This window comes from Chitinophaga sp. GbtcB8 (genome assembly GCF_019091455.1).
Classification (GTDB): Bacteria; Bacteroidota; Bacteroidia; order Chitinophagales; family Chitinophagaceae; genus Chitinophaga.
The window spans coordinates 81,925-108,239 of the sequence record NZ_JAGXJN010000007.1; the positions used below are offsets into that span (position 1 = coordinate 81,925).

The 26,315-nt window shown below is 49.8% G+C and carries 18 protein-coding genes; 6 read left to right on the top strand and 12 right to left on the bottom strand.

The genetic code is table 11. The features are described from left to right. Positions 1 to 36: 36 nt before the first annotated feature. From KVT36_RS09435 to KVT36_RS09450, 4 genes are all read right to left on the bottom strand, one after another. Entirely contained in the window at positions 37 to 1,350 is a 1,314-nt protein-coding gene (locus KVT36_RS09435; RefSeq protein ID WP_217603249.1) for a sorbosone dehydrogenase family protein, read from the bottom strand. Between the two features lie 300 nt (positions 1,351 to 1,650). Further along, positions 1,651 to 3,492, bottom strand: a complete 1,842-nt coding sequence (locus KVT36_RS09440; protein ID WP_217603250.1) for a RagB/SusD family nutrient uptake outer membrane protein — start codon at positions 3,490 to 3,492, stop codon at positions 1,651 to 1,653. 11 nt (positions 3,493 to 3,503) lie between these two features. Then, the gene (locus KVT36_RS09445) at positions 3,504 to 6,986 is read right to left on the bottom strand and encodes a TonB-dependent receptor (RefSeq protein ID WP_217603251.1); all 3,483 of its coding nucleotides are present in this window, start codon (positions 6,984 to 6,986) and stop codon (positions 3,504 to 3,506) included. Positions 6,987 to 7,166: 180 nt separating this feature from the next. Beyond that, positions 7,167 to 8,258 (bottom strand): FecR family protein, encoded by a 1,092-nt coding sequence (locus KVT36_RS09450; RefSeq protein ID WP_217603252.1) that lies wholly within the window; start codon positions 8,256 to 8,258, stop codon positions 7,167 to 7,169. A gap of 605 nt (positions 8,259 to 8,863) precedes the next feature. Here KVT36_RS09450 and KVT36_RS09455 point away from each other — a divergent pair. Further along, positions 8,864 to 9,871 carry an NAD(P)-dependent alcohol dehydrogenase gene (locus tag KVT36_RS09455; RefSeq protein ID WP_217603253.1) on the top strand — a complete coding sequence of 336 codons (1,008 nt, stop codon included), beginning with the start codon at positions 8,864 to 8,866 and terminating at the stop codon, positions 9,869 to 9,871. Positions 9,872 to 9,876: 5 nt separating this feature from the next. On the opposite strand, the gene KVT36_RS09460 is transcribed toward KVT36_RS09455, so the two are convergent. Both KVT36_RS09460 and KVT36_RS09465 read right to left on the bottom strand, forming a co-directional pair. Continuing rightward, a complete protein-coding gene (locus tag KVT36_RS09460; RefSeq protein ID WP_217603254.1) occupies positions 9,877 to 11,043 on the bottom strand; it encodes a hypothetical protein in 1,167 nt (388 codons plus the stop codon). Between the two features lie 63 nt (positions 11,044 to 11,106). Beyond that, on the bottom strand, positions 11,107 to 11,670 hold the full coding sequence (locus KVT36_RS09465) for an RNA polymerase sigma-70 factor (protein WP_217603255.1): 564 nt from the start codon (positions 11,668 to 11,670) through the stop codon (positions 11,107 to 11,109). Between the two features lie 245 nt (positions 11,671 to 11,915). Here KVT36_RS09465 and KVT36_RS09470 point away from each other — a divergent pair, with 245 nt between their 5' ends. The 5 genes from KVT36_RS09470 (at position 11,916) to KVT36_RS09490 (ending at position 20,505) form a co-directional block, all read left to right on the top strand. After that, positions 11,916 to 12,440: an RNA polymerase sigma factor gene (locus KVT36_RS09470; protein ID WP_089916855.1), complete on the top strand. Its 525-nt coding sequence runs from the start codon at positions 11,916 to 11,918 to the stop codon at positions 12,438 to 12,440. 89 nt (positions 12,441 to 12,529) lie between these two features. Then, positions 12,530 to 13,561, top strand: a complete 1,032-nt coding sequence (locus KVT36_RS09475; RefSeq protein ID WP_217603256.1) for a FecR family protein — start codon at positions 12,530 to 12,532, stop codon at positions 13,559 to 13,561. A gap of 72 nt (positions 13,562 to 13,633) precedes the next feature. Further along, positions 13,634 to 16,855 carry a TonB-dependent receptor gene (locus KVT36_RS09480; RefSeq protein WP_217603257.1) on the top strand — a complete coding sequence of 1,074 codons (3,222 nt, stop codon included), beginning with the start codon at positions 13,634 to 13,636 and terminating at the stop codon, positions 16,853 to 16,855. A gap of 22 nt (positions 16,856 to 16,877) precedes the next feature. Continuing rightward, positions 16,878 to 18,608, top strand: a complete 1,731-nt coding sequence (locus KVT36_RS09485; RefSeq protein WP_217603258.1) for a RagB/SusD family nutrient uptake outer membrane protein — start codon at positions 16,878 to 16,880, stop codon at positions 18,606 to 18,608. Positions 18,609 to 18,648: 40 nt separating this feature from the next. Beyond that, positions 18,649 to 20,505 (top strand): PQQ-binding-like beta-propeller repeat protein, encoded by a 1,857-nt coding sequence (locus KVT36_RS09490; RefSeq protein WP_217603259.1) that lies wholly within the window; start codon positions 18,649 to 18,651, stop codon positions 20,503 to 20,505. Positions 20,506 to 20,509: 4 nt separating this feature from the next. On the opposite strand, the gene KVT36_RS09495 is transcribed toward KVT36_RS09490, so the two are convergent. From KVT36_RS09495 to KVT36_RS09520, 6 genes are read right to left on the bottom strand one after another with little or no spacing between them, the layout of a single operon-like run. Then, entirely contained in the window at positions 20,510 to 20,764 is a 255-nt protein-coding gene (locus KVT36_RS09495) for a DUF6755 family protein (RefSeq protein ID WP_217603260.1), read from the bottom strand. Positions 20,765 to 20,781: 17 nt separating this feature from the next. Further along, on the bottom strand, positions 20,782 to 21,297 hold the full coding sequence (locus tag KVT36_RS09500) for a ubiquinol-cytochrome c reductase iron-sulfur subunit (RefSeq protein WP_217603261.1): 516 nt from the start codon (positions 21,295 to 21,297) through the stop codon (positions 20,782 to 20,784). A 10-nt stretch (positions 21,298 to 21,307) separates the two neighbouring features. After that, a complete protein-coding gene (locus KVT36_RS09505) occupies positions 21,308 to 21,877 on the bottom strand; it encodes a 4Fe-4S dicluster domain-containing protein (RefSeq protein ID WP_089916824.1) in 570 nt (189 codons plus the stop codon). A 20-nt stretch (positions 21,878 to 21,897) separates the two neighbouring features. Then, positions 21,898 to 24,111 (bottom strand): molybdopterin oxidoreductase family protein, encoded by a 2,214-nt coding sequence (locus tag KVT36_RS09510; RefSeq protein ID WP_217603262.1) that lies wholly within the window; start codon positions 24,109 to 24,111, stop codon positions 21,898 to 21,900. A 37-nt stretch (positions 24,112 to 24,148) separates the two neighbouring features. Further along, positions 24,149 to 25,213: a hypothetical protein gene (locus KVT36_RS09515; protein WP_217603263.1), complete on the bottom strand. Its 1,065-nt coding sequence runs from the start codon at positions 25,211 to 25,213 to the stop codon at positions 24,149 to 24,151. A 39-nt stretch (positions 25,214 to 25,252) separates the two neighbouring features. After that, positions 25,253 to 26,308, bottom strand: coding sequence for a tellurite resistance/C4-dicarboxylate transporter family protein (locus KVT36_RS09520; protein ID WP_217603264.1), 1,056 nt, complete (start codon positions 26,306 to 26,308; stop codon positions 25,253 to 25,255). Positions 26,309 to 26,315 lie beyond the last annotated feature (7 nt).

The following is a 26,315-nucleotide window of genomic DNA, read 5'->3' on the forward strand; positions in this document are numbered from 1 at the left end:
CATGATGTATAAGACCTAAAAGAAGATTTTAAATCTTTATGATTTTTTGTAGATGATGCGGTAGATGGTCCCTTTTGTATCATCAGAAATGTACAGTGAACCATCCGGGCCTTGCGCCAGGCCGCAGGGACGGTGTTTGGCATCGCCCGGGGAAACTACTTTATCTGTTCCTGCAAAACCGTCTGCAAACACTTCAAAATTACCGGTAGGTTTGCCGCCTTCAAAAGGAACAAATACTACATAGTAACCCTGCTGGTTTTCAGGAGAGCGGTTCCAGGAGCCATGGAAAGCAATGAATGCGCCGTTCTTATATTTTGCAGGGAACATATCGCCGGTATAGAACAGCAGCCCGTTGGGCGCCATGTGTGCAGGGAACGCGATCTGCGGATCTTCTGCTTTTTCACCGGCTGTTTTTTTACCATCACCGCCAAACTCAGGCGCCAGTATTTTCTTCTTTTGCTCCTGGTCGTAGTAAATATAAGGCCAGCCACAGTCTACCCCTTCTTTTAAGCGGTACATACATTCTGCAGGCAGGTTAGCTGATTGTGTTTCTGTGAACAGCTTGGGCCACATATCATGCAGCTGGTCGCGGCCGTGCTGCATTACGAAAAGCGCGTTCTGATCCTGGTTCCAATCCAGCCCTACTACGTTGCGCAAGCCGGTGGCATAACGCTTACCGGTGCCATAGGTCTGGTTCTGCTGATCGGCTTTGAACTGCCAGATGCCGCCTGCGGAATCCAGGATAGGGCAAGGTTTCATGCCTTTGGAACCAGCGGTGCGGTCTTTTTCCTGGCAGGCATTGGAATACGCGCCAATATTCACATAAATATTGCCGTTGTTATCCAGCACAATGGATTTGCTTTCATGCTGGTGACGGTCAATTAAACCGCCAATGATCTTTTCCGGCTGATCCGGGTTGGTTACATGGCTGCTGTCATCCAGCTTGTAACGGAACACGGCTGTATCAGAAGAGGCGTATAAATAGCCGTTCTTAAGCGTGATGCCGGTGCCGCCGTAATCGCCAAAAGCGGTTTGCTCATCGGCCTTGCCGTCGCCATTAGCGTCGTGCAGGCGAACGATGCCTTTACCGTCTTTTAAGCTGTTCAGCTTTACATAAATATCGCCCTGGGGTGTTACCACCAGGTGGCGTGCTTTACCCAGGCTGTCAGCTACCTTAATAGCGCCGAAACCAGCGGGTAGCTTTAAACCTACATTGTCTGCATCAGGTGTTAACTCAACCTGGGCAGTGGTATCCTTACCGGAACCTTCCCCACCCTGATGCCCACACGAAGTAAGCAAAACGGTACCGGCCAATGATACCAGTACCAGTCCTAAGCATGTTTTCTTCATAAGATATTTGATTGAGCCTTCAAATTAAGCTGATTTTTCCGTTTTTAAAAGTCCATCCGCTGCCCATGGTCCATAGTCCATGGTGCATTGCCTGCTGCGCAGCCTACTGTAGTACAAGAATAGGCTATAAAGGCGGCTTTATAGGCGGTAGCTACTAATTATTTAAATAGTAATGTCCTGCGGGGGGAGCAGGACATTACAGAGTATCACAACTGATGGATGGGAAATAAAGTCATGGTCCGTGATCAACGGTCCACTGCGCAGTACGCCATGGACCATCGACTGCAGACCATAAACTATTTAGTAGCCTGGATTTTGCACCAGCTTACTATTCCTGTTTATTTCATCGCGCTGGATGGGCATAAAATACATTTTATCCAGCCACAGGCGTTTTTCCGCTTCCATAGTAACAGGGGTGTACACGTAATTATAATTTGTTGGATCATAACGGTACACCGTGATCTTACTGCCGGGTTTTAAGGTGGCGGTAATATTAATGCCCTTCAAAGGCCGGCCCACGGTGTTCTGTGGGATCATCCAGCGGCGCACGTCGTAAAAACGCTGCTCTTCAAAAGCCATTTCAATTTCGCGCTCATGGCGGTAACGGGTGCGCAGCTCATCGCCGGAGGCAGTGATATCCGGCATAGCGGCACGCTTACGGATCATGTTCAGGTACGTGCGTGCTTCTGCGTCTTCGTGCAGCTCAATACAAGCTTCCACATAGTTCAGGATCACTTCTGAATAACGGAAGAACGGGTAAGGTACTTCCTGGTTATAGAACTGTGCATCTACCGTGGTATCAATAAATTTTTTGAAGTAGTAACCTGTAAAGGAGCCGTTCCAGTCTTCCACTGGTCCGGAGCGGGTATCCAGTCCGGGGTTGGGTACAGCCTGGGTGCCGTTCCATACTTCGTACCGGCCGGTCTGTGCCTGGTTAAACGGATCTTTGGCCTGCACATCTGCAGGACGTTTGCGCCAGTGTGAGCCATCGTAAATGATGGTGGCATAAAAACGCGGATCGCGGTTCTGGTAAGGGTTGGCCTTGTGGGCAGCATTGCTCCAGTCGAACGCGGTGCCATCATTCATTTCATAATCATCTACCAGCAATTGCGTGGGCGTGTTGCCTGCCCAGTTATGATAGCCATTCAAACCATTATACAGTCCAACGTTGCCGCCTGGTTCATCTTTATCATTTTTAAAGTAACGGGAAAAAATGCTTTCACTGTTATCTTTCAGGAACATGCCCTGTATGTTGGCGGTAGCCTCTTCCCTGGTGGCTGGGTCCGGGCTTTGAATAGCGTACATGTTGCGGTCAATGAGCGCTTTGGCGGCGTCTTTGGCCTTTTGCCAGCGCGCTGTGCGGTCGCCGCTTACATAACCCAGCAGCTCCGGTTGGGCAAAACCTGCAATAGTAGTGGCTTTGCTTTTGGCGGTGGGTATATCATGCAGGTCACTGGCGGCATAGATCAGTATGCGGGATTTAAGCGCCAGGGCTGCGCCTTCTGTGGCACGGCCTTTTACAGTGATGCCTTCCTTGGCTTTCAGAAAATAGGCGGCGGAATCACAATCCTTTACTATAAAGTTCACGCACTCTTCAAAGGTGCTGCGGGCAATAGTGTAATCTGTTTGGCCCAGCTTGTATACTTCCGTTACCAGCGGCACTGCGCCATAACCGCGCACCAGCTGGTGATAGAAATAGGCGCGCAGAAAATACGTTTCCCCCTTTAGCCTGTCTTTTACGCTGGCATCGTCAAATGGTACTTCGGCTATTTTACTAAAGAATTTATTACAGGCCCTGATCCTTTTATACATTTCGTCCCACTTCATGGTGCTGCGGTTGGTTACATATTCCGCATCGGTGGGGTTAATGGTGGCTTCTACCATGTTCTTCATACCATAACCATGGGTGAACATAGTTTCATCTGTAGCAGATGCCAGCATGGTTTCCAGGAAACCGCCGCTGCTTAAGCCGTTATAGATATCGTTCACAAATGCTTCTGTTAAACCGGGATCGCTGAACACCAGGTCTTCTGCGGCTTCGTCCCGGGGCTGGGTGTTCAGGAAATCCTTGTTACACGCGGTTATCATCAACCCTGCCACTAAGGCCACCCCCATGTATATACGTTTTATTGTGTGCTGCATACTGTTAATCTTTAAAATGTTAATGAAAACCCTGCATTGATCACTCTTGACTGCGGATAGTACTGCCCGTTACCATTAATGGATTCCGGATCCAGTATCTTCAGCTTGTCTACCGTAAACAGGTTCAGACAGTTTACATATACCCGCAGTGAGCTGATGCCCACACGTCTTTTCACCAGGTCAGACAGGTTGTAACCCAGCTCCACATTTTTCAGGCGTATGTAATTGGTGCTGCGGAACCAGTAGGTATTACCGGTGGCCCAATAGGTATCATTACGGTCGTTCACACGCGGATCTACACTGCTGGGATTATCAGGGCTCCAGCGGTGATCAAAGTAATCTTTGGTGAAGTTGCCGATCTCGCCGGATTCTGTGTTGATGTGTATAGCCCCGCCGGTAGCGCCTTGTATCAGCATAGAGAAATCGAAGTTCTTAAACTGCAGGTTGGCATTTAAACCACCGGTAAAGGTAGGCTGGCTGCTTTTTGTCATGCGCTCCTTATCATCGCCGTTTATTTTACCATCGCCGTTAATGTCTTTAAACTTCATATCACCGGGGCGCAGGTCGTTTGTAAGCGCGCTGTAATCAATGGTGTTGTTCTTAATATCATTAAAGTCTTTGAACACGCCATCGTATTCATAATAGATCTGTGTGTTCATGGTACGGCCGGTGGATTTCTGCCAGTCCGGTGCGCCGGGCGGCTCATCCCAGAACTTAATGGTGTTCTTGGCATAACCGCCGTTCACACTTACATTATAGCTTAGCTCACCTGCTTTGTTGGTATAACCTACGTTAAACTCCCAGCCTTTGTTATCTACCTTACCCAGGTTTTCTGCAGGCAGCGTCATACCGGTGCTTTGAGGAATAGAGGCATTCCTGCGCACCAATATGCCGGAGCGTTTGTTCATGAACATGTCCAGCTCAAAGTAGATCTTACCATCCAGCAGCTGGCCATCCAGGCCTACGTTGTAGTTATTGGCTACTTCCCAGGTAATGTTGGGGTTTGCCAAACGTGCTTCCAGTATGGATTTGGTGAGCGTGTTGTTCAGGATATAGCTGTTAAAGCCATAAGTGCCGTAGTACTGGTATTCCTGTAAGGTGAGGGTACCATCGTTATCATCATCAAAATAGATCTGATCGTTACCCAGCTTGCCCCAGGATGCGCGCAGCTTCAGGTAGTTCATGAAGCGTACATTGTCTTTCCAGAAATTTTCTTCGGAGATGCGCCAGCCTGCCAGCACACCGGGGAAAAAGCCGAAGCGTTTGTTAGACGGGAACATATAGGAACCATCTACCCGCCAAACAAATTCCGCCAGGTATTTTTCCTTATAGTTATAGGCTGCACGGCCAAAGTAGTTAAGACGTGCACGGTCCCAGGCGCCGCCGTCATTGGTTTTCTCTGCATCGCCGCCGGCAACCAGCTGATCGATGGCAGTGGAGATAAAGTATTTGCGGAAAGCGGAGAAGTTATCGTTATTCACGGTTTCCTTTTCCATACCAAATACCAGGTTCACCGTATGACCGCCTTTAAAGGTGCGGTCGTAGGTGGCTAAACCACGTAACAGCTTGTTGGCCTGGTCTTCATCCGCCTGCTCCAGCGTAGGCTGGTCGGTACCGCGTTTGCTGCGGTTCAGCTTCGGTGTTTTACCATCTGACTCATAGCTGGTACCATCCCAGGTATACAGGTACCAGGGTGTTTGCCAGTCTTTGGTGCGTTTAATGTATTTATCAAATGCAATGTTGCCGCTCAACTTCAGGCCTTCTACCCAGGGAATCGTGATGTCCAGGCGGGCATTGGTTTGCACGTAATAACGGCGGTCATGGCTATAGCCGGTTTGGGCAGTGGTGATCACTACCGGGTTGTTACCATACTCAATATCCGGACCGGGCATACCATTAGGCCAGAAAGCGGGCTCCGTGGGCTTTCCACGCATCAGCATACGGAAAATATCTCCGGCGCTGCGGGTGGGGAAGTTGCGGTTTTCCTGGCGGCCTAACATGTCCACGCTTACGCTCATGTATTTATTGATCTTACCATCCAGGTTAATGCGCAGGCTGTACTGGTCAAAACCTGTGGCGGATTGTTTATAGTAACCGTCCTGTTTCTGATAACCAAAAGAGGTGAGGTAACGGATAGCATCCGTACCGCCGGAGAGCTGCAAGGTATGATTGGATACCGGCGACCAGGTTTTCAATGTAGACTTGTACCAGTCTGTATTCGGATGGCCCCAGGGATCGGAACCATCTGCATACTTCGTCAGATCGTCTTTACTGAAAGGTGGTGTCCAGCTATTACCGGATGTGGGCGAGGTGTAGGTACCGCTTTGTTTGTAGGCGCTCCAGGCGTTGCTCCATTCTGCGGGGGCTACATTCTTGTACATGCTTAATTCATTCCTGATCTGCGCATACTCTTCTGCATTGGCCATTTCAGGGATATGCGTAGGTTGTGACCAGCCCTGATTAAAGTTATAGGTAAGCACCGGTTTACCGCTTTTACCGCGTTTGGTAGTTACCAGTATAACGCCATTGGCTGCACACGCACCGTAAATGGCGGCAGAGGCATCTTTCAGCACAGACATACTCTCAATATCTGCCGGGTTTAAACGTTCCAGGCCGCCGGTACGGGCTGCCACACCGTCTATTACCACCAGCGGATCATTATTACCTAGGGTATTGGAACCGCGGATGCGGATGGTAGAACCATCGTACCCTGGCTCACCGGTGTTTTGCATAGCGGTTACGCCGGGCATACGGCCGGCAATGGAGTTACTGAGGTTAGTGGCAGGCGATTTCACCAGGTCGGCGCCTCTAATAGTAGCTACAGCGCCGGTTACGGATTCCCGTTTTTGCGAGCCGTACCCTACCACTACCACTTCGCTCAGGCCTTTTGTATCTTCCTGTAACACGATGCTGAGCGGCCCCTGGCCTGTTACGGTGATGGTCTGGGACAAAAACCCTATAGCCGTTACCGTAATCTTTGAGGATGCCGGTACGGACAAGGTGAATGCGCCGGTAGCATCTGTAGTGGTACCTTTATTAGTACCATCTAACTTAATGGTGGCGCCGGGCACGGGCTGCTTGTTCTTATCCACGATATGGCCTTTCAGCACAATATCCTGCATCTCGCTGCCCCTGGGCGATATTACAATGAGATTTTCATTTACCATGCGGAAGCCGAAGCCGGTATTGTTCAGCGCCATGTCCAGCACTTCGGATACAGGTTTCTGCTGCACGTCTACAGATACCAGCTTATCCAGGGAAGCAGCATCTTCCTGGTAAATAAAACGGTAGCTGGTTTGCTGCGCTATCCTCCGGAACAGCAGCTTAATGCTTTTATTTTCCTGCTTCAGCGTTACTTTGGCTTCCTGCGAATAAACAGTGCTGGCAGTTGCCTGTAAAACGGTGGCGAGTAGAAAGAGAACAGTTAACTTCATACACAGTATTGACTTCCAGGCATAAGGATGCCTGTCCTCAAACAAGTCAAATTTTTTCATACATTTGGTTTGAAAGATTAATAAAATGGCATGCCTGGTAAGGATTCAGCTTACCAGCATGAGATTTTGGCTTTTACGGGAAATGCGGCCACATTTCCCGTTTTTTATTTATTGTATCTGGCTGATGGTAACATAACGTGGCTTTTAAGTTTAATAAACGGTTTATGTTTGTTTACTGCTTTAGTTTTCCTCATAAAGTAAGGCAACGTGATCCTTAAATTTATATTTACACCCGGTGATCAGGCTGATGGCTTTCAATGCTTGTTCCGGCGATTCATCCTTAAAGGAGCCGCTCATCCTGAAATGCGGTAAGCGTGTGCCCGTAATGGTTATCTTCATATCAAACCAGCGCTCCATCCTGCCTGCCAGCTCTGCCAGCGGTTCCCCGGTAAATATCAGCTCATTTTCTATCCAGGCGGTTTCCGCGATGGTACTGTCTTTCCCGATAACATCCACATTCGTGATGGAAAGCTCTTTCCTTGGATGTACGTTGGGCGCGGCCGCGGCTACGCTCAGCTTTTCCAGGGAGCTTAACAGGTAACGTTCCTGCGGGCGGCGTTTTACCTGTACCTCTATCTTACCTCTGATAAGCACGGCTTCCGCTTTTTTATCGCCGGCATAAGCGCGTACGTTGAGGGAAGTACCCAGCACCCGTACATTCATAACGGCTGTATTGATTATAAACGGTTTCCCTTCATTTTTTACCACGTCAAAGAATGCTTCCCCATCCAGCTGCACACGGCGTTCTTTTTCCATAAAATCATCGCCATAGGTAAGCTTACTGCTGGCATTGAGCCAAACCGTAGTGCCGTCCGGCAATATCAGCTTGGTGCGGGAGCCGGGGCGGGTCATCACCATATTGGGATGCCGCTTTTCCGCGATCTGTTTTACAGGTGGCTGTGGTAGCTTAAACAGGACGAGCCCTATTAATAATACCACGGCTGCGGCAGTGCTTAACCGGTACCAGCGGCGCCGTTGAGGCGCTTCGTGTCCATCTGACACTTTTAGTGGTAAAAGTTCTGTTTCCGGCAACAGGCCGTTTGCCTGCAACCGTTGCATATGCTGATCCAGCAGGCGTTTCGACTTTTCTTTTGGCCGGGGTGCGGAGCTGATCTCCGCATCGTTCCAGAGCCATTGCACGGTTTCATACGCTTCTGAGAATTCCGGGTATGCCTTTAGCAGATCCGCCAGCAACAACTTTTCTTTGGCTGTTAGCTCTCCGCTGATCTTTCTCAACAACAGTTTGTAAAAGATAGACTCCGGTCCGTTCATTTAAACAACATATGCTTGTAAGTATATAGACGGCGGAAAAATGGAGTTACCATTAAGCGGGGGGAAAGTTTTTTTTTGAGGGGAGGGATTTATCAGCGGGGGGGAATGCGGTTGAAGGCGTGGTACGGCTGATTGGCAGGTCCAACTCCGGACTGCGCCCGCCTGTTTGGATGGCTATTGGGCGTTGGGGGGCATGTGGGCTTTATAGGACTGTTGGGCTGCATCAAGCCGGGCACGCCGGGCAAGGTCCGTCATTTGGACCTGCGCAATCAGCCGGGCGGTAGTTCTTTCCCGGGCATTGTGGCCTTACTGGGATCTCTGTAAATCTATTCCAGGGCGGGATAGGATGATGGCCGCGGCATCACGCCAGGCAAGGTCCGTCATTTGGACCCGCGCAATCAGCCGGGCGGCGGTTCTTTCCCGGGCATTGTGGCCTTACTGGGATCTCTGTAAATCTATCTGCTTGCAGGATGGTGGGCCGGTAGGCCGGTGGACTGCCCGCCACCCCCCTATTATTCTGTCCAAATAGCCCTGCTACAAATTCTATTTACCCCCCTTATCAGGAACTATTCAGACACTACTTTTGCCATATAAAACCTCACATTATGAAAGCAATACAGTTAACCCAGTTTGGTATTGAACATTTACAGCTCACAGATATCCCGATGCCTGCCATTGGCGAAAATGAAGTGCTGGTAAAAACCACTGCCGTAGCACTTGAATTTCATGACCTGATCGTGGTGGAGAACCGGATCCCTTTTGGTATACCGCTGCCGCATATCCCGGTTTCTGAAGGAGTAGGCATCGTGGAAAGTGTGGGGAGTAAAGTAAGCCGCTGGAAAAAGGGCGACCGTGTTATGATCCCGTTTATTTCCCGTTGGGAAGCAGGAAAAAATACGCCTTATAACGATCAGCTGAGGACCGGTTTTTCGCTGCCCGGGCTTTTGGCTGAATACACTGTGCAGCCGGAGAATACTTTGGTGAGAACCCCCAACAACCTTACCGATGAAGAAGCAGCCCCCTTACCGGTGGCCGGGCTAACGGTTTGGACCTGCCTTGTTGAACAGGCCAATATCCGGGCAGGACAAACGATCCTGGTACAAGGCAGTGGCGGCGTGTCGCTGTTTGTTATACAAATAGCCAAAATGTTTGGGCTGAAGGTGATTGCCACCACCGGCAGCCAGGAAAAAGAGCAGCGGCTGAAAGACCTGGGTGCAGATGAAGTGATCAATTATAAAACGTTCCCGGAATGGAGCAATGAAGTAAAACGCCTGAATGGCGGCATGGGCGTAGATGTAACGCTGGATGTAGCCGGCACAGATACCATTGAGCAAAGCATCCTCTCTGTAAAACAGCACGGTTTTGTTGGATTGATTGGCCTGATGACAGGCACCAAACTAACCATAGACCTGGTTCCGCTTATTACGAACTATGTGCGGCTGCAGGCGTATTCGGTTGGTAATGCGCAGGAATTAAATGACTTTGTAAACGCTATTGAAAAAAATAACATCAAGCCGGTTGTGGATAGTGTTTTCCCCATCGAAAAAGTGCAGGATGCTTTTCAGCGGTTTAAATCAGGTAAGGCATTTGGAAAGGTGATCATTACATTATAACAGGTTTATGGCCGCGGCACGGCGGCGCCTCTATAGCGCTGTTCCACTGATTCGCCGTTGTAGGTAGTTATTACTGTGAGGTGCCGTTCCTCATCTCCTTCTTTGGATTTGTCTACCACGGTTACGGTGATGGCAATATTGGCCAGGAATTTCCAGTCGTTGGCATCTTCTTCAGCATATTTCCACTCTAACCTTTGAGGGGTTTCATACACGGCGGGGAAATTTGTAATGCGGGGAACCGATCTGTGAATACGTGCTGCATCGGTGCCGATGTAGTCATTGAGCATCCCATTTTCATCAATAACGGTTTGCTGCGTTTCAATTGCTGACGGGGCTTCCAGGTCGTTACGCCCTACCTCTATCACTTCCCGGATCTGGATGCCCTCCAGGTCTTCCTCCTCACCGCTGGAACTGATAAAACCGGTAACAAACCTGGCTCCGTATTTACCACTCTCCTCTTTAAATTCAATTACCCACTCAGACTTTTCAATGCCTGCAGGGTATGCGGGCTCCCCACTTACCTCTTCCCCACTTACCTCTCCCTGATCTTCTTCTTCTTCTTCTTCTGAGTCTTCCATTACATCTTCTGTATCAATGGGCGTTTCATGCTGCGGTGGTGGCTGCTGTTGTTGACGCAGTACTGCGTTATAACGGTTTGCCACCTCCTGGCAAAAGTTCCGGTAACCTGTACCTGACCAGTTTTGCGCATCCATGGCTCCTAATACATTAAGCAGCAGCTGCTGATCTATGACGTCAGTCCTGTACACTGCCGGTAAGCGGGCATATGCCTGCTGCGCGTTCCATACCTGAGCGCCGCCCTGCGAATGCGGGCTGGCCGGCTCCGCATTTGCACGGAAAGCAGACGTGCCTGGCAAGGCAGGTGCCCCCGGCAAAATATTAATAGTCCTTTGCACCACAGGGGCGCCAGCCTTTAACTGGAAGGGGTGCAGTACATTATTTTCAACAGATAGTGTTTTTTGCAGAATGAATTTTGGTGGTAAATGCGCTTTCATTTGTATGGGAGCCGGTTCCCCTAAAGGTTCTTCCATTGCGGCATCCATCTTTTGCAGGGGCGATACTGCAGGCAGGCTTATGCCTTTGGAGGTATTGTTTTCCGCTACAGCCGGAGTAGATGTATGCGTTATTGCAGCAGGATAGTTTTGCTTCAACATGACAATAGTGACTGGTTATCTGAAGGGGCTTACCTTACCGAATATAACGATAATCCCCGTAACCTAAGCCAGTGTCTTAAACTTCACAGACGCCGCTACTTTTTTCAGCGCAATGGACATCTGTACCTCCACCGTATGTACGGAAATACCCAGCAGGGCTGCTACTTCCTTGTACTTAAACCCATCTTCCTTTACCATTTTAAAAATAAGGCGGCAGCGGGCCGGCAGTATATTGATGGCGCTTTCTATTTTGCGGATCATTTCCTTGGAAATAACCTGCTCCTCCGGTGTGGGGGATTGATCCTTCACCAGCAGGGGATCAATATCATTAAACTCTATGCTGTGCAGATGGCGTTCTTTTTTCAGGAAATCCAGGGCCAGGTTGCGGGCCATTGTATAAATATAATTACGTGGCTGCACGGCAGCAGGCAGCGTATGGCGGCGCGCCCATATTTTTACAAACAGGTCGGAATAGAGCTCCTCTGCAACTTCCTCCGCTCCTACCAAAGCCTTAATAAAAGCAATAAGCGGGGCTTCCATGATCCCGAATAACTGCTGGTAGGCGGCCATATCATCCTGCTGGCAGATGCTATCAAACAAGTCTTTTATAGCTTGCTGGTTATGCATAGATAGTGCCTGGTTAAGAGTTCTTCAATGATTGATACAGTATTATATATACGGGGAATGAATACGACGACGATCGTTTTCCATAACGTTCTCCCTATCCTAAAATGCTACATAGTGTGCTATCAATCACCAAAATAACAGGAAAAAAAACAAAATCCAAATCCGGTTTTAAATAGAATTAATTATTCCTTAATAAACACTATCTTCAGTTTTTGCAAACTTTGCCTACGAAAATCTAAAGGTACGTGGAAGAGATACTTGCATTAAAAGAGGGACATACGGAAACATTTGAGCAGGTATATCATACCTATCACGAAAAATTATATTTCTATTTCCTGAAGCATACCCGCTCCCAGCTATGGTCCGAAGAACTTTTGCAAACTACGTTTGTTAAGCTGTGGCATTACCGGCAGCAGCTCTCTACCACCCATACCCTTTCCGAACAGATCTTCCGCATTGCCAAAACCTCTCTTATTGATATGGTGCGCCATAATAAGCACCATCAGAACTTTCTGCAATCCTATACGGCAGACCTGCTGCAAAAAGGGCTGAGCGCAGAGCCGGCCAGCCGCGATACCATTCACCAGCTGCACCGGGAAATGGATAAGCTGCCGCCTGTGCGCAAAAAAGTTTTTATGCTAAGCCGCATAGACGGCCTTTCCCACAAAGAAATTTCCAGCCTGCTGGCCATCTCCCCTAAAACAGTAGAAGTGCACATTACCAAGGCTTTGAAGCAATTGCGCCGTGCGCTGCTAACCTTTCTTTGCTGATCCCTGCCCTTCCCTGTTTAAATAAGTTGTTAAGCAGTAAGGGATATTTCCCGCCTGAACGTAGTGTATATATAAATGTGCAAGTTGTTATGGCGTTATCACGGGAGTTATACCAGCGGTTCCTGAACGGGCAGTGTACGGAAGCAGAGGAAATAATGGTGCTGCAATACTTCAGCGAACATCCGGACGAGATGGAGGAACACCTGCAAACAGCAGACTGGGAAACTTTTGAGCCGGAGCAAAGATTGCACCCGGTGGTAACGGAAAAAGTGCTGGACCGCATCCGCCATCGTATCACCCAGGGAAAACGCTGGCAGATAGCGCTGCGCGCGGTGGCTGCCGCTGCGTTCATAGCCGGGCTTATAACACTGGGCTGGCTGCTGGTAAGCCGTTATCCCAACAACAATGCCCCTGCGCAATTAGCGCAGGCACAACCCGCAGCCGTGATATACCGGCAGTATAATAATACCGGCAAAACCGCTTTACGGCTGGTGCTGGACGATAGCTCCACCGTGCAGCTGTTACCCGGCAGCCGGCTGCAGTACCGGCAGGGATTTGACAGCAGCCAACGCGCGCTGTGGCTGCGGGGTACGGCCCGTTTTAATGTAACAAAAGATCAGCACCGGCCCTTTACCGTGTATGCAGCTAATACTGCTACCACTGCCCTGGGAACCAGTTTCAGGATTGCGGCAGATAGCATTACACAACGGGTAACCGTAAAACTATACAGCGGTAAAGTAATGGTGCAGCCTTACGGGAAAACAATCCCGGCATTCAGCACCCAATACCTGCAGCCCGGCGATGAGCTGGTATATGCAGGCAGCAGCGGGAAAATGCTGGTACGCAAAACAACCTTGTCAACCGATAAAACCATTAATAATACAACAGACCGGGAGCAGGCGCTGGTTTATAACAAACGGCCGTTACCGGAAGTACTGGAAGCATTGGAGCAGCATTTCGGCATACAGATCACCTATAACGCTAAAGCCTTATCCGGTATACGTGTAACCGCGGAGTTCAGCGATACCGATACGCCGGAGCAGGTATTACAGACCATTGCCTTACTGAATGAGCTTACATTAACACGTGATACGGCGGGCGGGTACATTTTAAAGAAATAAACTGTCACAGCACTACATTAAAAAAGACCGCAACAGCGGTCATGGAAAAGTATTGTCTTAAAAATCGATCATATGAGATTCATCTACCAACATCTTTCACTCTTACGGTTATACGTAGCGGCATTGCTGCTGGCGCCGGCAATGGTACTGGCGCAGGACAAACCCTATGTGACCGGTGTGGTGCAGAATGAGCTGGGCGAAAAAATGCCCGGCGTTTCTGTAAAAGCCACGCCGGCGGGCAGCAACAGCCCGGCTTTCCAGGTAACGGACGAAAAGGGCTGGTTCCGTTTTATGAACCTCACGCCCGGCGAACGTTACAGCTTCAGCTTTTCATTTGTCGGGTATAAAACCCAGCAGCTGGATGGCTACACCATTAAAAGGAATGAACCCATTAACCTGATCATACGCATGAAGCTGCGCGATGATTCCCTGGCGCAGGTAGTAGTGGTGGGTTATGGCACACAAAAGAGATCCAATGTTACCGGCGCTATTTCGCAGGTGGGACCGGAGGTATTTGAAGACCGGCCCGTGACCAACGTGGCGCAGGCTTTGCAGGGCGCAATTCCCAACCTGAACATTACTTTCAGCGATGGGCAGCCCGGACGTGGCGGCATCTTTAACGTACGCGGTTTTACCTCTATTAATAAAGGCGGGCCATTGATCTTAATTGACGGTACACCAGGTGATATTAATCTCCTGAACCCCGAAGATGTAGCCAGCGTAACAGTATTAAAAGACGCTGCCTCTGCTGCCATTTACGGCGCCCGTGCAGCTTTTGGCGTAATACTGGTTACTACCCGCAAGGCAAAAAGCGGGCAGGTGCAGGTACGCTATTCCGCCAACTTTGGCTGGAGCAACCCTACCCGCTTACCGCATTTATTGAACGATCCGCTGGCAGCAGCTACCCTGCAAAACGAAGCCTATAAAGGTTATGCGGGCTCTGACCAGCCGGGTATGCCGGCCGTGATAGCCTACCTGCAGCAACGGCAGCTGGACCCTACCCTGCCGGAGCTGGGTGTGGATGCTACAGGTAATTTTATACGCGGCGCTAATACCGACTGGTACCATGAATTTTATAACGAACGCCAGCCCTTTGCCAAACATTTCCTGAGTGTGGCGGGCGGCAAAGGCAATACGAATTATTATTTGTCGGCCGGGTACCTGAAACAAAGCGGCGCTTTCCGCGTAGCTACGGATGATTATAAACAATACAGCTTCCGCTTAAAGCTGGAGAACCAGCTGGCCAGCTGGATAAAGCTGTATGATAACGTAGAGATGGTGCAGGGCATTTATGATGCGCCTAACAAGATCGTTTCCGGCGGCTTTAATGTGTACCGCTACCTGTCGTTATTTGCCAATCCTTATGAGGCTATTAAAACGCCCAGCGGCAACTATACACAGGCAGGTATGCTCACCTTTGGACAGTTAGAGAACGGCGGCCGCTCCAATCTGAAAAACCAGCTCCTGAAAAATACAGCCGGCTTTCAGACCAACTTCTTAAACAACAGCCTGCACATTAATGGCGACTATACCCTGCTGGTTACACAGAACCGCAATGATGTGCAAAGCCTGCGTTTAAAGTATGAAAGCAAACCCGGTGTGATCAGCAATTACTCTAACCCGGATTATTACCAATCCTCGCTGGGCGAAGTGAATGACCATATTGTGAACCTGTATGCAGACTATTCGCACAGCTTTGGCGACCATCACCTGAAAGGGCTGGTAGGTTATAACCAGGAGCTGTATAAGTACAGCTATTTTTCTTCCCGCAGGGATGATAATATTACACCTTCGCAAGGTTCCATTGACCTTACTTCCGGTGTGGCCACTGTGGGGGATGATAAAAGGGAATGGGCTACCCAGGGTGTGTTTTACCGTTTGAACTATGATTATAAGGACCGTTACCTGCTGGAATTTAACGGGCGTTATGATGGCACCTCCCGTTTCCCGGACAGCAGCCGCTTTGGTTTCTTCCCTTCTGTTTCAGCAGGGTGGCTGGTTTCAAGGGAACCGTTCTTTGAACCGGTGAAGAAGGTGCTGAACAATTTTAAGCTGCGTGCATCATACGGCTCCCTGGGTAACCAGCTGGTAGGTGAATATGATTATATACAACCCATGAGCGTGTACAAGGTTACAGATGTGCTGGACGGCGCGCAACCCTTAGGCATTAAAGCGCCCGGCCTGGTGCCATTGGGCTTTACCTGGGAAACAGCTACCACGCTTGATTTTGGCGCTGACCTGACCACGCTGAATAACCGGCTGGACATAGGTTTTGACTGGTATAACCGCCGTACCATTAACATGCTTACCAAAGGCAAAACATTGCCGGCAGTGCTGGGCGCCAGTGAGCCCCGGCAAAATGCAGCCGATCTCTCCACCAAAGGCTGGGAATTTTCTATGAAATGGAGCGACCAGTTCCAGCTGGGCAGCAAGCCTTTCTCCTACCATGTATCTGTAGTACTGGCCGACAGCCGCTCTGTGATCACCCGGTTTGACAACCCCAATAAATCACTGGTTGATTATTATGTAGGCCAGGAGCTGGGCGAAATATGGGGTTATAACACCCTGGGCTTTTTTGCTACAGACGATGAATATGCCAAGTACGGCGTAAACCAGCAAAAAGTGCAAAGCACCTCTTACAGTCTGAACGGGCACCCGCTGGCAGGCGACATTAAATTTGAAGACCGCAACGGCGACAAGAAAATTGACAATGGAAAGAACACTGTAGATGATCCGGGGGATATGATGAAGATAGGCAACAGCCTGCCGCGTTATACCTACGGCATAGGCGCAGGCGCCAGCTGGAACGGCATTTCGCTGGATGTGTTCCTGCAGGGCATTGGCAAGCAGGACTTCTGGCCAGGTTCGGAATCCGGCATTTTCTGGGGATTTTACAACCGCTGGAACCAGCCGGTGTATGACCATATTTACAACAACTACTGGACGCCGGAGCACCCTGATGCCTATTTCCCACGGCCACGGGCATACGATGCGCTGAACGACACCCGGCAGCTGGGCGTAAAACAAACCCGCTACCTGCAGAACGCAGCTTACCTGCGGGTGAAGAATGTTAGCGTAGGTTATACGCTGCCTGCCCGGTGGATGCACAGCATAGGTTTGAGCAGCACCCGCCTGTTCTTTTCCGGGCAAAACCTGTTTGAGTTCACCAAACTGTCCAAAGCCTTTGACCCGGAAAGCATTGGCGACGAAGCGGACAGCGGCCAGGTTAACGGTAACGGGTATGTGTACCCGGTGCAACGTACCTACACCTTTGGGCTGGATGTGAATTTTTAAATGATCTCAAAAATCAGCAGCAATGAAAAAGTTTTTAATAATACTGGGTCTAGCGGCATTATGTGCCTGTAAAAAGAACTTCCTGGGCCGCAGCCCATTAAGCGATATTACCGCCCCTGCATTCTTTAATACAGAGAAAGACCTGGACCTGTATGTGAACAGCTTTTATGCTGACCTGCCAGGCACCGGCATTTACTCCGACGACATATCCAGCGACAACGTGGAACCCGGCGTGATCAGCGACCTGATAGCCGGCCGTTTGGTAGTGCCTACAGATGCCGCTGCTGCGGACTGGACCTGGACCTCCCTGCGGAATGTGAACTACTTCCTGGCGCATTACAACAAAGCAGATGTAGCAGATTCCGTTAAAGCGCACTATGCCGGTATTGCACGTTTTTTCCGGGCATTCTTTTACTTCAGGAAAATGCAGCGCTTTGGCGATGTGCCCTGGTACAGCCAGCCCCTGGAAGCCAACAGCCAGGAGTTATACAAAGGCCGTGATCCCCGCAAGCTGGTAACAGACAGCATACTGGCGGACCTGGATTATGCAGCCGCACATGTGAAGGCTGCCAAAAACGTATCACGCATTACCAAATGGGCGGCGCTGGCGCTGAAAGCAAGGGTATGCGTATTTGAAGGCAGCTACCGCATTTATCATACAGAGCTGGGATTAAGCGATGGCAGCCAGCTGCTGCAGCAGGGTATTGCAGCTGCACAGCAGATCATGCAAAGCGGTACCTATAAATTATACAGCACCGGCAAACCGGAAAGCGACTACATTAACCTGTTCTCCGCCGACGCAGCTAATACAGATGAATACATACTGGCACGGGTATACGACCGTACGCTTACCAAAACACACCAGGCGAACGGCCAGTTCCTGGTACCTACATTAAGCGCACCGGGGCTTACCAAAAGCCTGATCAACTCTTACCTGATGAAGGATGGCACGCCTTTTTCCAGTCAGCCGGGTTATGCCACCATGCCTTACTGGGAAGAGGTGAAGAACCGCGACCCGCGCCTATCGCAAACCATTCGTACACCAGGTTACAAACGTATTGGCACTACCGCTACCCTGGTACCGGATTACTCCAATGCCATGACAGGTTACCAGTGCGTAAAATTTGTAACGGGTACAGACCAGGATGGCAACAATACCAATTCCAACGACCTGCCGGTATTCCGCTATGCAGAAGTGCTGCTGAATTACGCAGAGGCCAAAGCTGAGCTGAAACAGTTTACCCAGGCCGATGCAGACCTTTCCATAAACCAGCTGCGTACCCGTGTGGGCATGCCGGCCATGCAGGTAGCTACCCTTACCGCAGACCCGCTGCTGCAGGCGCAGTACAATATAACGGATGCGGTTATACTGGAAGTACGACGGGAGCGCCGGGTAGAGCTGGCCATGGAAGGTTTCCGCTACCAGGATGTGCTACGCTGGAAAAGAGGCCCGCTTTTAGCGGAGAATTTTAAAGGTGCATACTTTCCCGGTGTGGGCATCTACGACCTGGATGGCGATGGCAAGAACGACCTGGCCATTGTAAACACCATGCCGGCCAACCCGGATAAAACATTGCAGTACCTTTCCCTGCAGCCGGATCATGCGCTGAGTGAAGGTACCAGCGGTAATATTATTGCACATCCGTCCGCAAACAAGAAATTTGTAGATCCTAAGCAGTATTTGTACCCGCTGCCAAGGACGGAGCTGCTGCTGAATACGAATTTGACACAGAATCCCGGCTGGGAGAATTAATAATTAATAGTAGCGTGCGTGCGGAAATAAACTAATGCATATGAAATATTTTGTTGTTTGCTTTTTGGGGATGATGATGTTGTTGTGCGGGCCTGTATTTGGACAGGATACGTTGTTCAGGTTTGCGATGGTGTCTGATACACATATTGGGAGTGAAACGGCGAAGGAGGATCTTGAAAGGACCATACGGGATATTAATGCGCAGCCGGATGTCGCCTTTGTAATGTTCTCCGGCGATATTACGGAGTTTGGGTCTGATGAGGAGCTGCAGCTGGCTAAAAGCATCATCAGCGAGCTGAATAAGCCCTGGTATATTGTGCCGGGCAACCATGACGCCAAATGGTCGGAGAGCGGATGTAATACCTTCCGTACCGTGTTTGGCGCGGAAACCTTCAGCTTTCAGTACAAAGGGTACTGGTTCCTGGGTACCAGCTGCGGGCCTAATATGCGCATGGGGCCGGGGCAAATACCGCGTGAGAATATTGTGTGGCTGGAACAGCAGCTGCAGCAACAGCCGGATAAAAAAATGCCCATCATTTTTGTGAACCACTACCCGCAGGACAGCAGCCTGAATAACTGGTACGAAGTGCTGGACCGCATGAAGGACCGCAACCTGAAAGCTATCATCTGCGGGCATGGCCATGCTAATCACAAATACAATTTTGAAGGCATACCCGGTATCATGTGCCGCTCCAACCTGCGCGCAAAGGCTGCCATTGGTGGTTACAACCTGGTATCCATGGTGCATGATTCACTGGTGTTTAATGAGCGCAGGCCGGAACAGGCCACACTGCCCGCCTGGCATGCTGTGGCATTACATACTGATGAAGCGCCGCAGTGGATGCCTAATCCGCCCCGCCCCCGCTTTGATATGAACAAAACCTTTCCGCAGGTACATGAAAAATGGAGCCTGCAGGAGCAGGGAGATATTGGCAGCGGCGTAGCCATCGTCAAAGACAAAGTAATTTATACGAACACCAATGGCGATATAAAAGCCGTAACGCTGAAAGCCGGCAAACCCGTATGGCAGTTCACCGCCAAAGGGAAAATATATGCTACCCCGTTAGTGCAGGGCAGTAATGTAATTGTACCCTGTACAGATGGAAATGTATATTGCCTGGATGCACGCAACGGGCAGCTGCGCTGGCAGCAGGCCACACAAAAAGCCATCGTAAGCTCCGCAGCACTATTCCGCAATACGGCCATAATAGCCGGTTCCGACGGGCATTGCCGTGCATGGGATATTAACAGCGGGCAGCAGTTATGGGACTTTGACAGCGTGCGCAATTTTGTGGAAACCAAACCGCTGATCTATAACAACAAAGTATACTTTGGCTCCTGGGGAAATGATCTGTATGCATTGGATGCTGCTACCGGCCACCGCAGCTGGACCTGGAACAATGGGGCCAGCAACCGCATGTTCTCCCCTGCTGCCTGCTGGCCGGCAGCCTGCAGCAATAAGCTGTTTATTGTAGCGCCGGATCAGTACATGACCGCGCTGGATGCCAATACCGGGCAGCAGTTATACCGGCACCGGGATACCGCTAACCGCGTGCGGGAATCCATGGGCCTTTCGCCGGACAGTAACCGCTTATACGCCAAAACCATGCAGGGCGCAGTGATTGCCTTTAACACGCATTCCGCAGACCAGGAAGTAATATGGAAATCGCCGGTGGCGCTGGGTTATGAGATCTGCCCGTCTCCTATTAATGAATACCGGGATGTAGTGTATGTGCCTACGCAGTCAGGTGTGGTGTATGCCTTGTCTGCAAAGGATGGCAGCTTAAAATGGATGCATAAATTTTCCAATTGCCTGGTAAATACGGTGCAGCCGGTGAATGAGAAAACACTGATAGCAACAGCAGCAGATGGAAAGGTGGTTTGTTTGGAGCTGTAAAGGGTTATTTCTCCTTATTTCTCCGGTAACCCATTGGCAGAAAATATAACCAGAAGAAGCCTATCAGGAACAAGACCAGCGAGGCAATGAATGCAGGCAATGCAATATCCTTGTTCTGCCCAAGCGCATTATTAAGGCCGGTATACAACAGCCAGATCTGCATGCTGACGTTTAAAATAAGTATAACGATCAGCGCAGACATGAGCGTGTTGGTCTTGTTCGGGTGTGCTTTATTCTGCGCGTCTTTAAAATTGCTCATCTTTTAATTTTTGATGATTACACTTTATTATGTCCGGAGCCGGCGGCTTTCACATATACATCATCGCCATTCAGCAGCACTTCCAGGGCCGGCAACGGCCTTGGAGGCGGCCCGGCCAGCACTTCACCCGTCATCGCATCAAAGAAACCTTCATGACAGGGGCATACGATCTGCCCGCTGCCAGGTTTATAATACACAGCGCAGGAAAGGTGTGTGCATTTCTGCTCATACGCCCTCCAGTTACCATCTTCCAAACGGATAAGGATATACGGGATATTGCTGCCTTCCACAACAAAAGACCGTGTGCCTCCCAGGGGAACATCCATTGCCTTGCAAACAAAGTGTTCGCCCTTTACTTCTTCCGGCGGAAAAAAGTTGGCTTTTACGGCTACATAAGCGCTGCCTGCTGCCAGTCCGCCGGATACCAGGCACAGGAACCGGGCAAAATCCCGCCGGCTTACTTTAGTGGATTGCGTTCTTTCTATTGGAAAATCCTGTTTCCAGTTCGGTTCTTTTTCAGTTTGGTCAGACATACCATTCAGTTTAATGTATTTTCAGGTGCGTGCTTCCTTTGGGCATCATGATATTTACCTTGGTGGTAACTTCCTGCTGCCCAAAAATGAATGTATTTACCGGCGTACTGTTAGGGCGCATGCGGCTGATCTCTTCCCGGGTGCCATAGAACAGGGCCTGGCTGGGGCACACAGTGGCGCACATGGGCTTTTTACCGGCACTGGTACGGTCGTAGCACATGTTGCACTTCATCATCATATCGTACTTCTCCTCTTTTATAGGCACGCCAAAGGGGCAGGCCATCACGCAATTGGAGCAGCCGATGCAACGGGCGGTGTTGGCAGTATGCACCACGCCAAAATCATCTTTCGAGATAGCATCTGCAGGACAAACTTTAGCGCATACCGGATCATCGCAATGCATACATACCTGTACCGTGGTTTGTATGGTAACGGCCCGTTCCACATAATTAACATGGATCATGCTTTCATGGCCATTGGTCTCACATTCAGCGCAGGCCATTTCACAGGCTTTGCAGCCAATGCAGCGCTGCATGTCTACAAAGAATTCCATGTCTGTTTTATAGGAGGTAACTTCCATTGTGAGCGTATTTAATGTGGTCAGATACTATCAAATGCATTTGTTTCACCGGGTTGGGTAAACACGCCCAGCGGCTCCAGCCGGCAGGCGCATACTTTAAATTCCGGGATCTTGGATACCGGGTCAAGCGTGCCGATGGTAAGCTGGTTAGCAGATTTCCTGCCGGGCCAGTGATACGGGATGAACACGGTATCTTTACGGATGGTTTCTACAATATTCGCGGCAAAATCCCCGGTGCCCCGGCGGGTGCTTACCCGCACGGTTTCACGCTGCCGTATGTTGTAACGCTGCGCCAGCTCAGGATGTATTTCCAGTAAAGGTTCCGGCATAAGGCCCACCAATTTTCCAATACGCCTGGTTTGTGTGCCGCTGAGATATTGGGATACTACCCGGCCGGTGGTGAGCACTATGGGATATTCACTATCTGTTACCTCAGAAGGCTCCCGGAATTTTACCGGGTTAAAATGCGCTTTGCCATCCGGTGTGGCAAACTTTTTATCTTCCCATAACCTGGGCGTACCAGGATGATCTTCTGAAGGACAGGGCCAGAACACGCCCATATTATCTTCTACCTTTTTATAGGTGATGCCGTAATAGTCTGCCGAGCCTCCTTTGGAGGCGATGCGCAATTCATTGAAGATGGCTTCCGAATTTTCATAGCTGAATTTATTGGCCTCGCCAAGCCTTGCGGCGAGATCTAAAATGATGGAAGTATCTGTACGGGCATTCCCGGGAGGGCTAACGGCCTTGCGTATACGTACTACTCTGCCTTCCGCAGTGGTAACAGTACCGTCTTCTTCTTCATGTAATGAGCCTGCCAGTACAAGATCCGCATGGCGGGCAGTTTCGCTTAAAAAGAAATCTATGCACACATAAAATTCCAGCTTCTCCAGCGCTTCCCTTACATAATTATTGTTGGGTAATGATACCAGCGGATTAAAGCAAATAGATAACAGGCCCTTTACTTCTCCCCGGTGTATAGCTTCTATCAGCTCCCATGCTGTGAGCCCTTTTTGCGGCAGCTCCGGCTCAGGGATGCCCCATACATCCGCAATATATTTTCTGTGCTCCGGGTTACTGATATCGCGGTTGCCCGGCAGCTGATCACATTTATGCCCGTGTTCCCGGCCGCCCTGCCCGTTGCCCCGCCCTGTAATGGTGCCATAACCGCAGTAGGGGCGGCCAATGCGGCCGGTGGCCAGCACCAGGTTAATGCATCCCAGCACATTTTCCACGCCTTTGGAATGGTGTTCTATGCCGCGGGCATGCAGCAGGAAGCTGGTCTTTGCCCTGCCCCACAATTCCGCTGCCTGGCGGATCTTTTCTTTCTCGATGCCCGTAACGGTTTCGGCCCATTCCAGGGTATAGTCCTGCACAGCGGCAAGCGTATCTTCAAAACCGGTAGTATGGTTATTGATAAAATCGTGGTCCAGCATATCATGATCCGCCAGGTATTTCAGCATGGCGCCATACAGGGCGGAATCCGTTCCCGGTTTTACCGGTAAGTGTAGATCTGCGGTTCGGGCAAGTGGAATAACCCGTGGATCTATTACAATCAGCTTGGCGCCGTTATCTCTTGCCCGCCAGAGCCAGTGTGTGAGGGTGGGAAATGTTTCGCTTACATTGGCCCCGGTTACAATGATCACTTCTGCATGTTCAAGATCTGCGTAGTTATTGGAGGAGCGGTCCATTCCAAATGCCTTTTTATTACCGGCGCCGGCGCTTACCATACATAACCTTCCATTGTAATCCAGGTTAGCTGTTTTTATTGCTACGCGGGCGAATTTGCCCATCAGGTAGCTTTTTTCGTTGGTGAGTGAAACGCCGGATAACACAGCAAATGCATTTTTGCCATAAGCGGCCTGGATGCGTTTAATTTCTGTAGTTGTCCTGCCGAGCGCATGATCCCAGGAAACAGGTTTAAAGCCTTCACCTTCCACTCTTTCTATTGGATGCAGCAAACGGTCGGGATGATTATCCTGCAGGTAACGCTGCACGCCTTTGGGGCATAAGCGTCCCTGGTTAAAGGGAAACTCCATCCATGGCTCAAAACCTACTACCTTATTATTTTTAACCAGCAGCTGTATACCGCATTGCATACCGCAAAAGCAGCAATGCGTTTTCACCGTGGCATCCGGCTCATCCCTTCCGGGATAACCTTCCTGCGGGGCAAAGTTGAGGTGAGGACCAAAACGGGTAATAAGCTTTTCGGGGGATACGGGTAGTTTTGCCATGCTGGTCGTATTTATTTTTCCGGTGGTACCGGGATGATTATCCAAAAAATGTTCCTCCCTCCTGCCGTGCTTTCAGGTGCGCTTTGGCCAGGAGTGAGCGTTTGCCTTCAGGGCTGTAGTCGAGATGCGAGGTGCCATCTTCCAGCGTAAAATCAAACCCCAGCTGTTTAGTGACTATCTTCAGATCATCCACATGCAGCTGCGTGGTAAATTCTTTGCCGGTATGCGGACACACGGCCATACCTTTTTTCTTCCCTTCCTGTTTATAAATATGCGCGCCTATTTGTGCAGGCCGCTGTATAATATGAAAGAACTTGCCGAAGGGGATCCATACCAGGAAAAGGATTACGGAAATGGCATGGGTCACCGACATAAAATCGTACGCAATGCCTTTCATAAATGCGTAGCTGAAATTCAGCCCCAATCCTGTAACGGCTATAAAGATGAGCAGGATGAGCGGCAGCAGATCGCCTTCAAAAGTTTGGGAAGCGATGAGGCCTGCATTGGTGAGCCTTCTTACAAGAAATATAACTGCGCCGGCAATTACCAGCCAGGAGCACCAGGTGAGGGCATGGAAAATTAAAAATGCCAGTACAGATCCCAGCTCAAAGCTCATCACTTTAAAACCGAAAAAATTAGCGTTATATAATTTGATGGCGCCAGGGTCCAGTGCGGTAACGGGGTCCAGCGTAAAGTTGATCCATCCCAGCGTAAGCGGAATGGTGATGGCAAAAGCTGCCAGGCAACCTATAGCCAGCATAAAATGGGCCAGCCACCGTTTTTTGCCCCTGGGGTAAATGAAGCGCTGGAACAGGAGATTTTTTATGGAATCTATCAGCAGCGTATATACGTGTACGAAAAATCTGCCGGTAAAGATCAGCTGCCAGGTACGCCTGAAATACATGCGGGTGGGCGGTCTTTGCAGCCATACACAATAACGGTAAATGACGCCGAACACGGCAAAGAGGGTACCAAATAAATAAGCAATTAATGCGGGGTCAAAATTCTGCAGCTTCCTGGACCCATAAAATGAGATCACCACACAAACAAGCGTAACAACAATTGCAATAAAGGCTGCTTTTTTATTGAGAGAAAAACGCATGGGCACCTTTTTATGGTTATCCGGAAGAAAACAATGACACTATCTTTTCTTCGCTGATGCAAGGTCAATAAACAAACCGATCAAAACAATGACCCAGGTCAGTAAAGCTAATATAACAAATAATGCCGAAATGGGTTTAAGGAAAGTAAACCCTGTTATGCCTGCATAGGTGTAAGTACATACGCCGTACATGCCAAGGGGAAACACCATGGACCAGTACTGGGGATCATACTTTAACGGTACCCGGGCTATAAAATGGCGGTAGGCAAACATCAGGAACAGTAAAGGGATCCACCAGCTGGCAAAAGCCCAGAAGAACATCGTGAACGACTGTATGAAACCTGCCCACTCTTTTAATGCTTCATGTACACGGGCATACGCTACCAGGCGGGAACCTGCAAGCGTGATGATGGCTACGGCTCCCATGTTGATCCAGTATGGAGGTGTAAGCGTTTCTGCTTTCATGCTGAAAAAAAGCCAACGGTAAAGGATCAGGCCGATGAGCACAAAATAAAACATGCCGCCTGTCATATATGAACACAGCGAGATAAATGCGATCAGCCAATGATAGGAGCTGCTGTTGGCAATAATAGCGCCCAAAACAGCCACCGATTCTGTAGCAACCACTATCAGCAGCCAGGCGCCGCTAATGCTTTGCTGCAGCGCAGGTTTGGGCTCTTTGAGGATATTGACCAGGAAAAAAGTGTAAAGGATCAGCGCCCAGAGTATAAACCCGGCTATCCATAATACCAGCGCTATATCCATACGGCCGGTAATAATGGCTACCTGGCTTCCCAGCACATTATTACCGGCTACCAGTGTCAGGAAGGTTACTCCCCTGGCGGAATGATGAAGATCATTCCATACGATCAGGGGGTATTTTATAATGCGCAGGATAAGAATGATCCAGAGCAGCCCGTAAAAAAATACATTCAGGCCCAGGAAAAGATGGGCCAACCAGGTATACTGCCACAGGAACATACCAATGGATACAATACCTGTGGCCATTACCAGGGCAAAATAACCGGGAAAGAAATTTTCCAGGGAAGTGGCCATAACCGGCTGACCAGGATGTGCGAGTGAGGCTTGCGGCATGATGAGG

Excerpts from the sequence above, each read along its gene's own strand:
- KVT36_RS09460 (WP_217603254.1), bottom strand. The coding sequence starts at position 11,043 with ATGTTGAAGCAAAACTATCCTGCTGCAATAACGCATACATCTACTCCG.
- KVT36_RS09485 (WP_217603258.1), top strand. The coding sequence starts at position 16,878 with ATGAAAAAGTTTTTAATAATACTGGGTCTAGCGGCATTATGTGCCTGT.
- KVT36_RS09520 (WP_217603264.1), bottom strand. The coding sequence starts at position 26,308 with ATGCCGCAAGCCTCACTCGCACATCCTGGTCAGCCGGTTATGGCCACT.
- KVT36_RS09500 (WP_217603261.1), bottom strand. The coding sequence starts at position 21,297 with ATGTCTGACCAAACTGAAAAAGAACCGAACTGGAAACAGGATTTTCCA.
- KVT36_RS09480 (WP_217603257.1), top strand. The coding sequence starts at position 13,634 with ATGAGATTCATCTACCAACATCTTTCACTCTTACGGTTATACGTAGCG.
- KVT36_RS09450 (WP_217603252.1), bottom strand. The coding sequence starts at position 8,258 with ATGAACGGACCGGAGTCTATCTTTTACAAACTGTTGTTGAGAAAGATC.
- KVT36_RS09445 (WP_217603251.1), bottom strand. The coding sequence starts at position 6,986 with ATGAAAAAATTTGACTTGTTTGAGGACAGGCATCCTTATGCCTGGAAG.
- KVT36_RS09490 (WP_217603259.1), top strand. The coding sequence starts at position 18,649 with ATGAAATATTTTGTTGTTTGCTTTTTGGGGATGATGATGTTGTTGTGC.
- KVT36_RS09505 (WP_089916824.1), bottom strand. The coding sequence starts at position 21,877 with ATGGAAGTTACCTCCTATAAAACAGACATGGAATTCTTTGTAGACATG.
- KVT36_RS09435 (WP_217603249.1), bottom strand. The coding sequence starts at position 1,350 with ATGAAGAAAACATGCTTAGGACTGGTACTGGTATCATTGGCCGGTACC.
- KVT36_RS09510 (WP_217603262.1), bottom strand. The coding sequence starts at position 24,111 with ATGGCAAAACTACCCGTATCCCCCGAAAAGCTTATTACCCGTTTTGGT.
- KVT36_RS09495 (WP_217603260.1), bottom strand. The coding sequence starts at position 20,764 with ATGAGCAATTTTAAAGACGCGCAGAATAAAGCACACCCGAACAAGACC.
- KVT36_RS09475 (WP_217603256.1), top strand. The coding sequence starts at position 12,530 with ATGGCGTTATCACGGGAGTTATACCAGCGGTTCCTGAACGGGCAGTGT.
- KVT36_RS09440 (WP_217603250.1), bottom strand. The coding sequence starts at position 3,492 with ATGCAGCACACAATAAAACGTATATACATGGGGGTGGCCTTAGTGGCA.
- KVT36_RS09515 (WP_217603263.1), bottom strand. The coding sequence starts at position 25,213 with ATGCGTTTTTCTCTCAATAAAAAAGCAGCCTTTATTGCAATTGTTGTT.
- KVT36_RS09465 (WP_217603255.1), bottom strand. The coding sequence starts at position 11,670 with ATGCATAACCAGCAAGCTATAAAAGACTTGTTTGATAGCATCTGCCAG.
- KVT36_RS09455 (WP_217603253.1), top strand. The coding sequence starts at position 8,864 with ATGAAAGCAATACAGTTAACCCAGTTTGGTATTGAACATTTACAGCTC.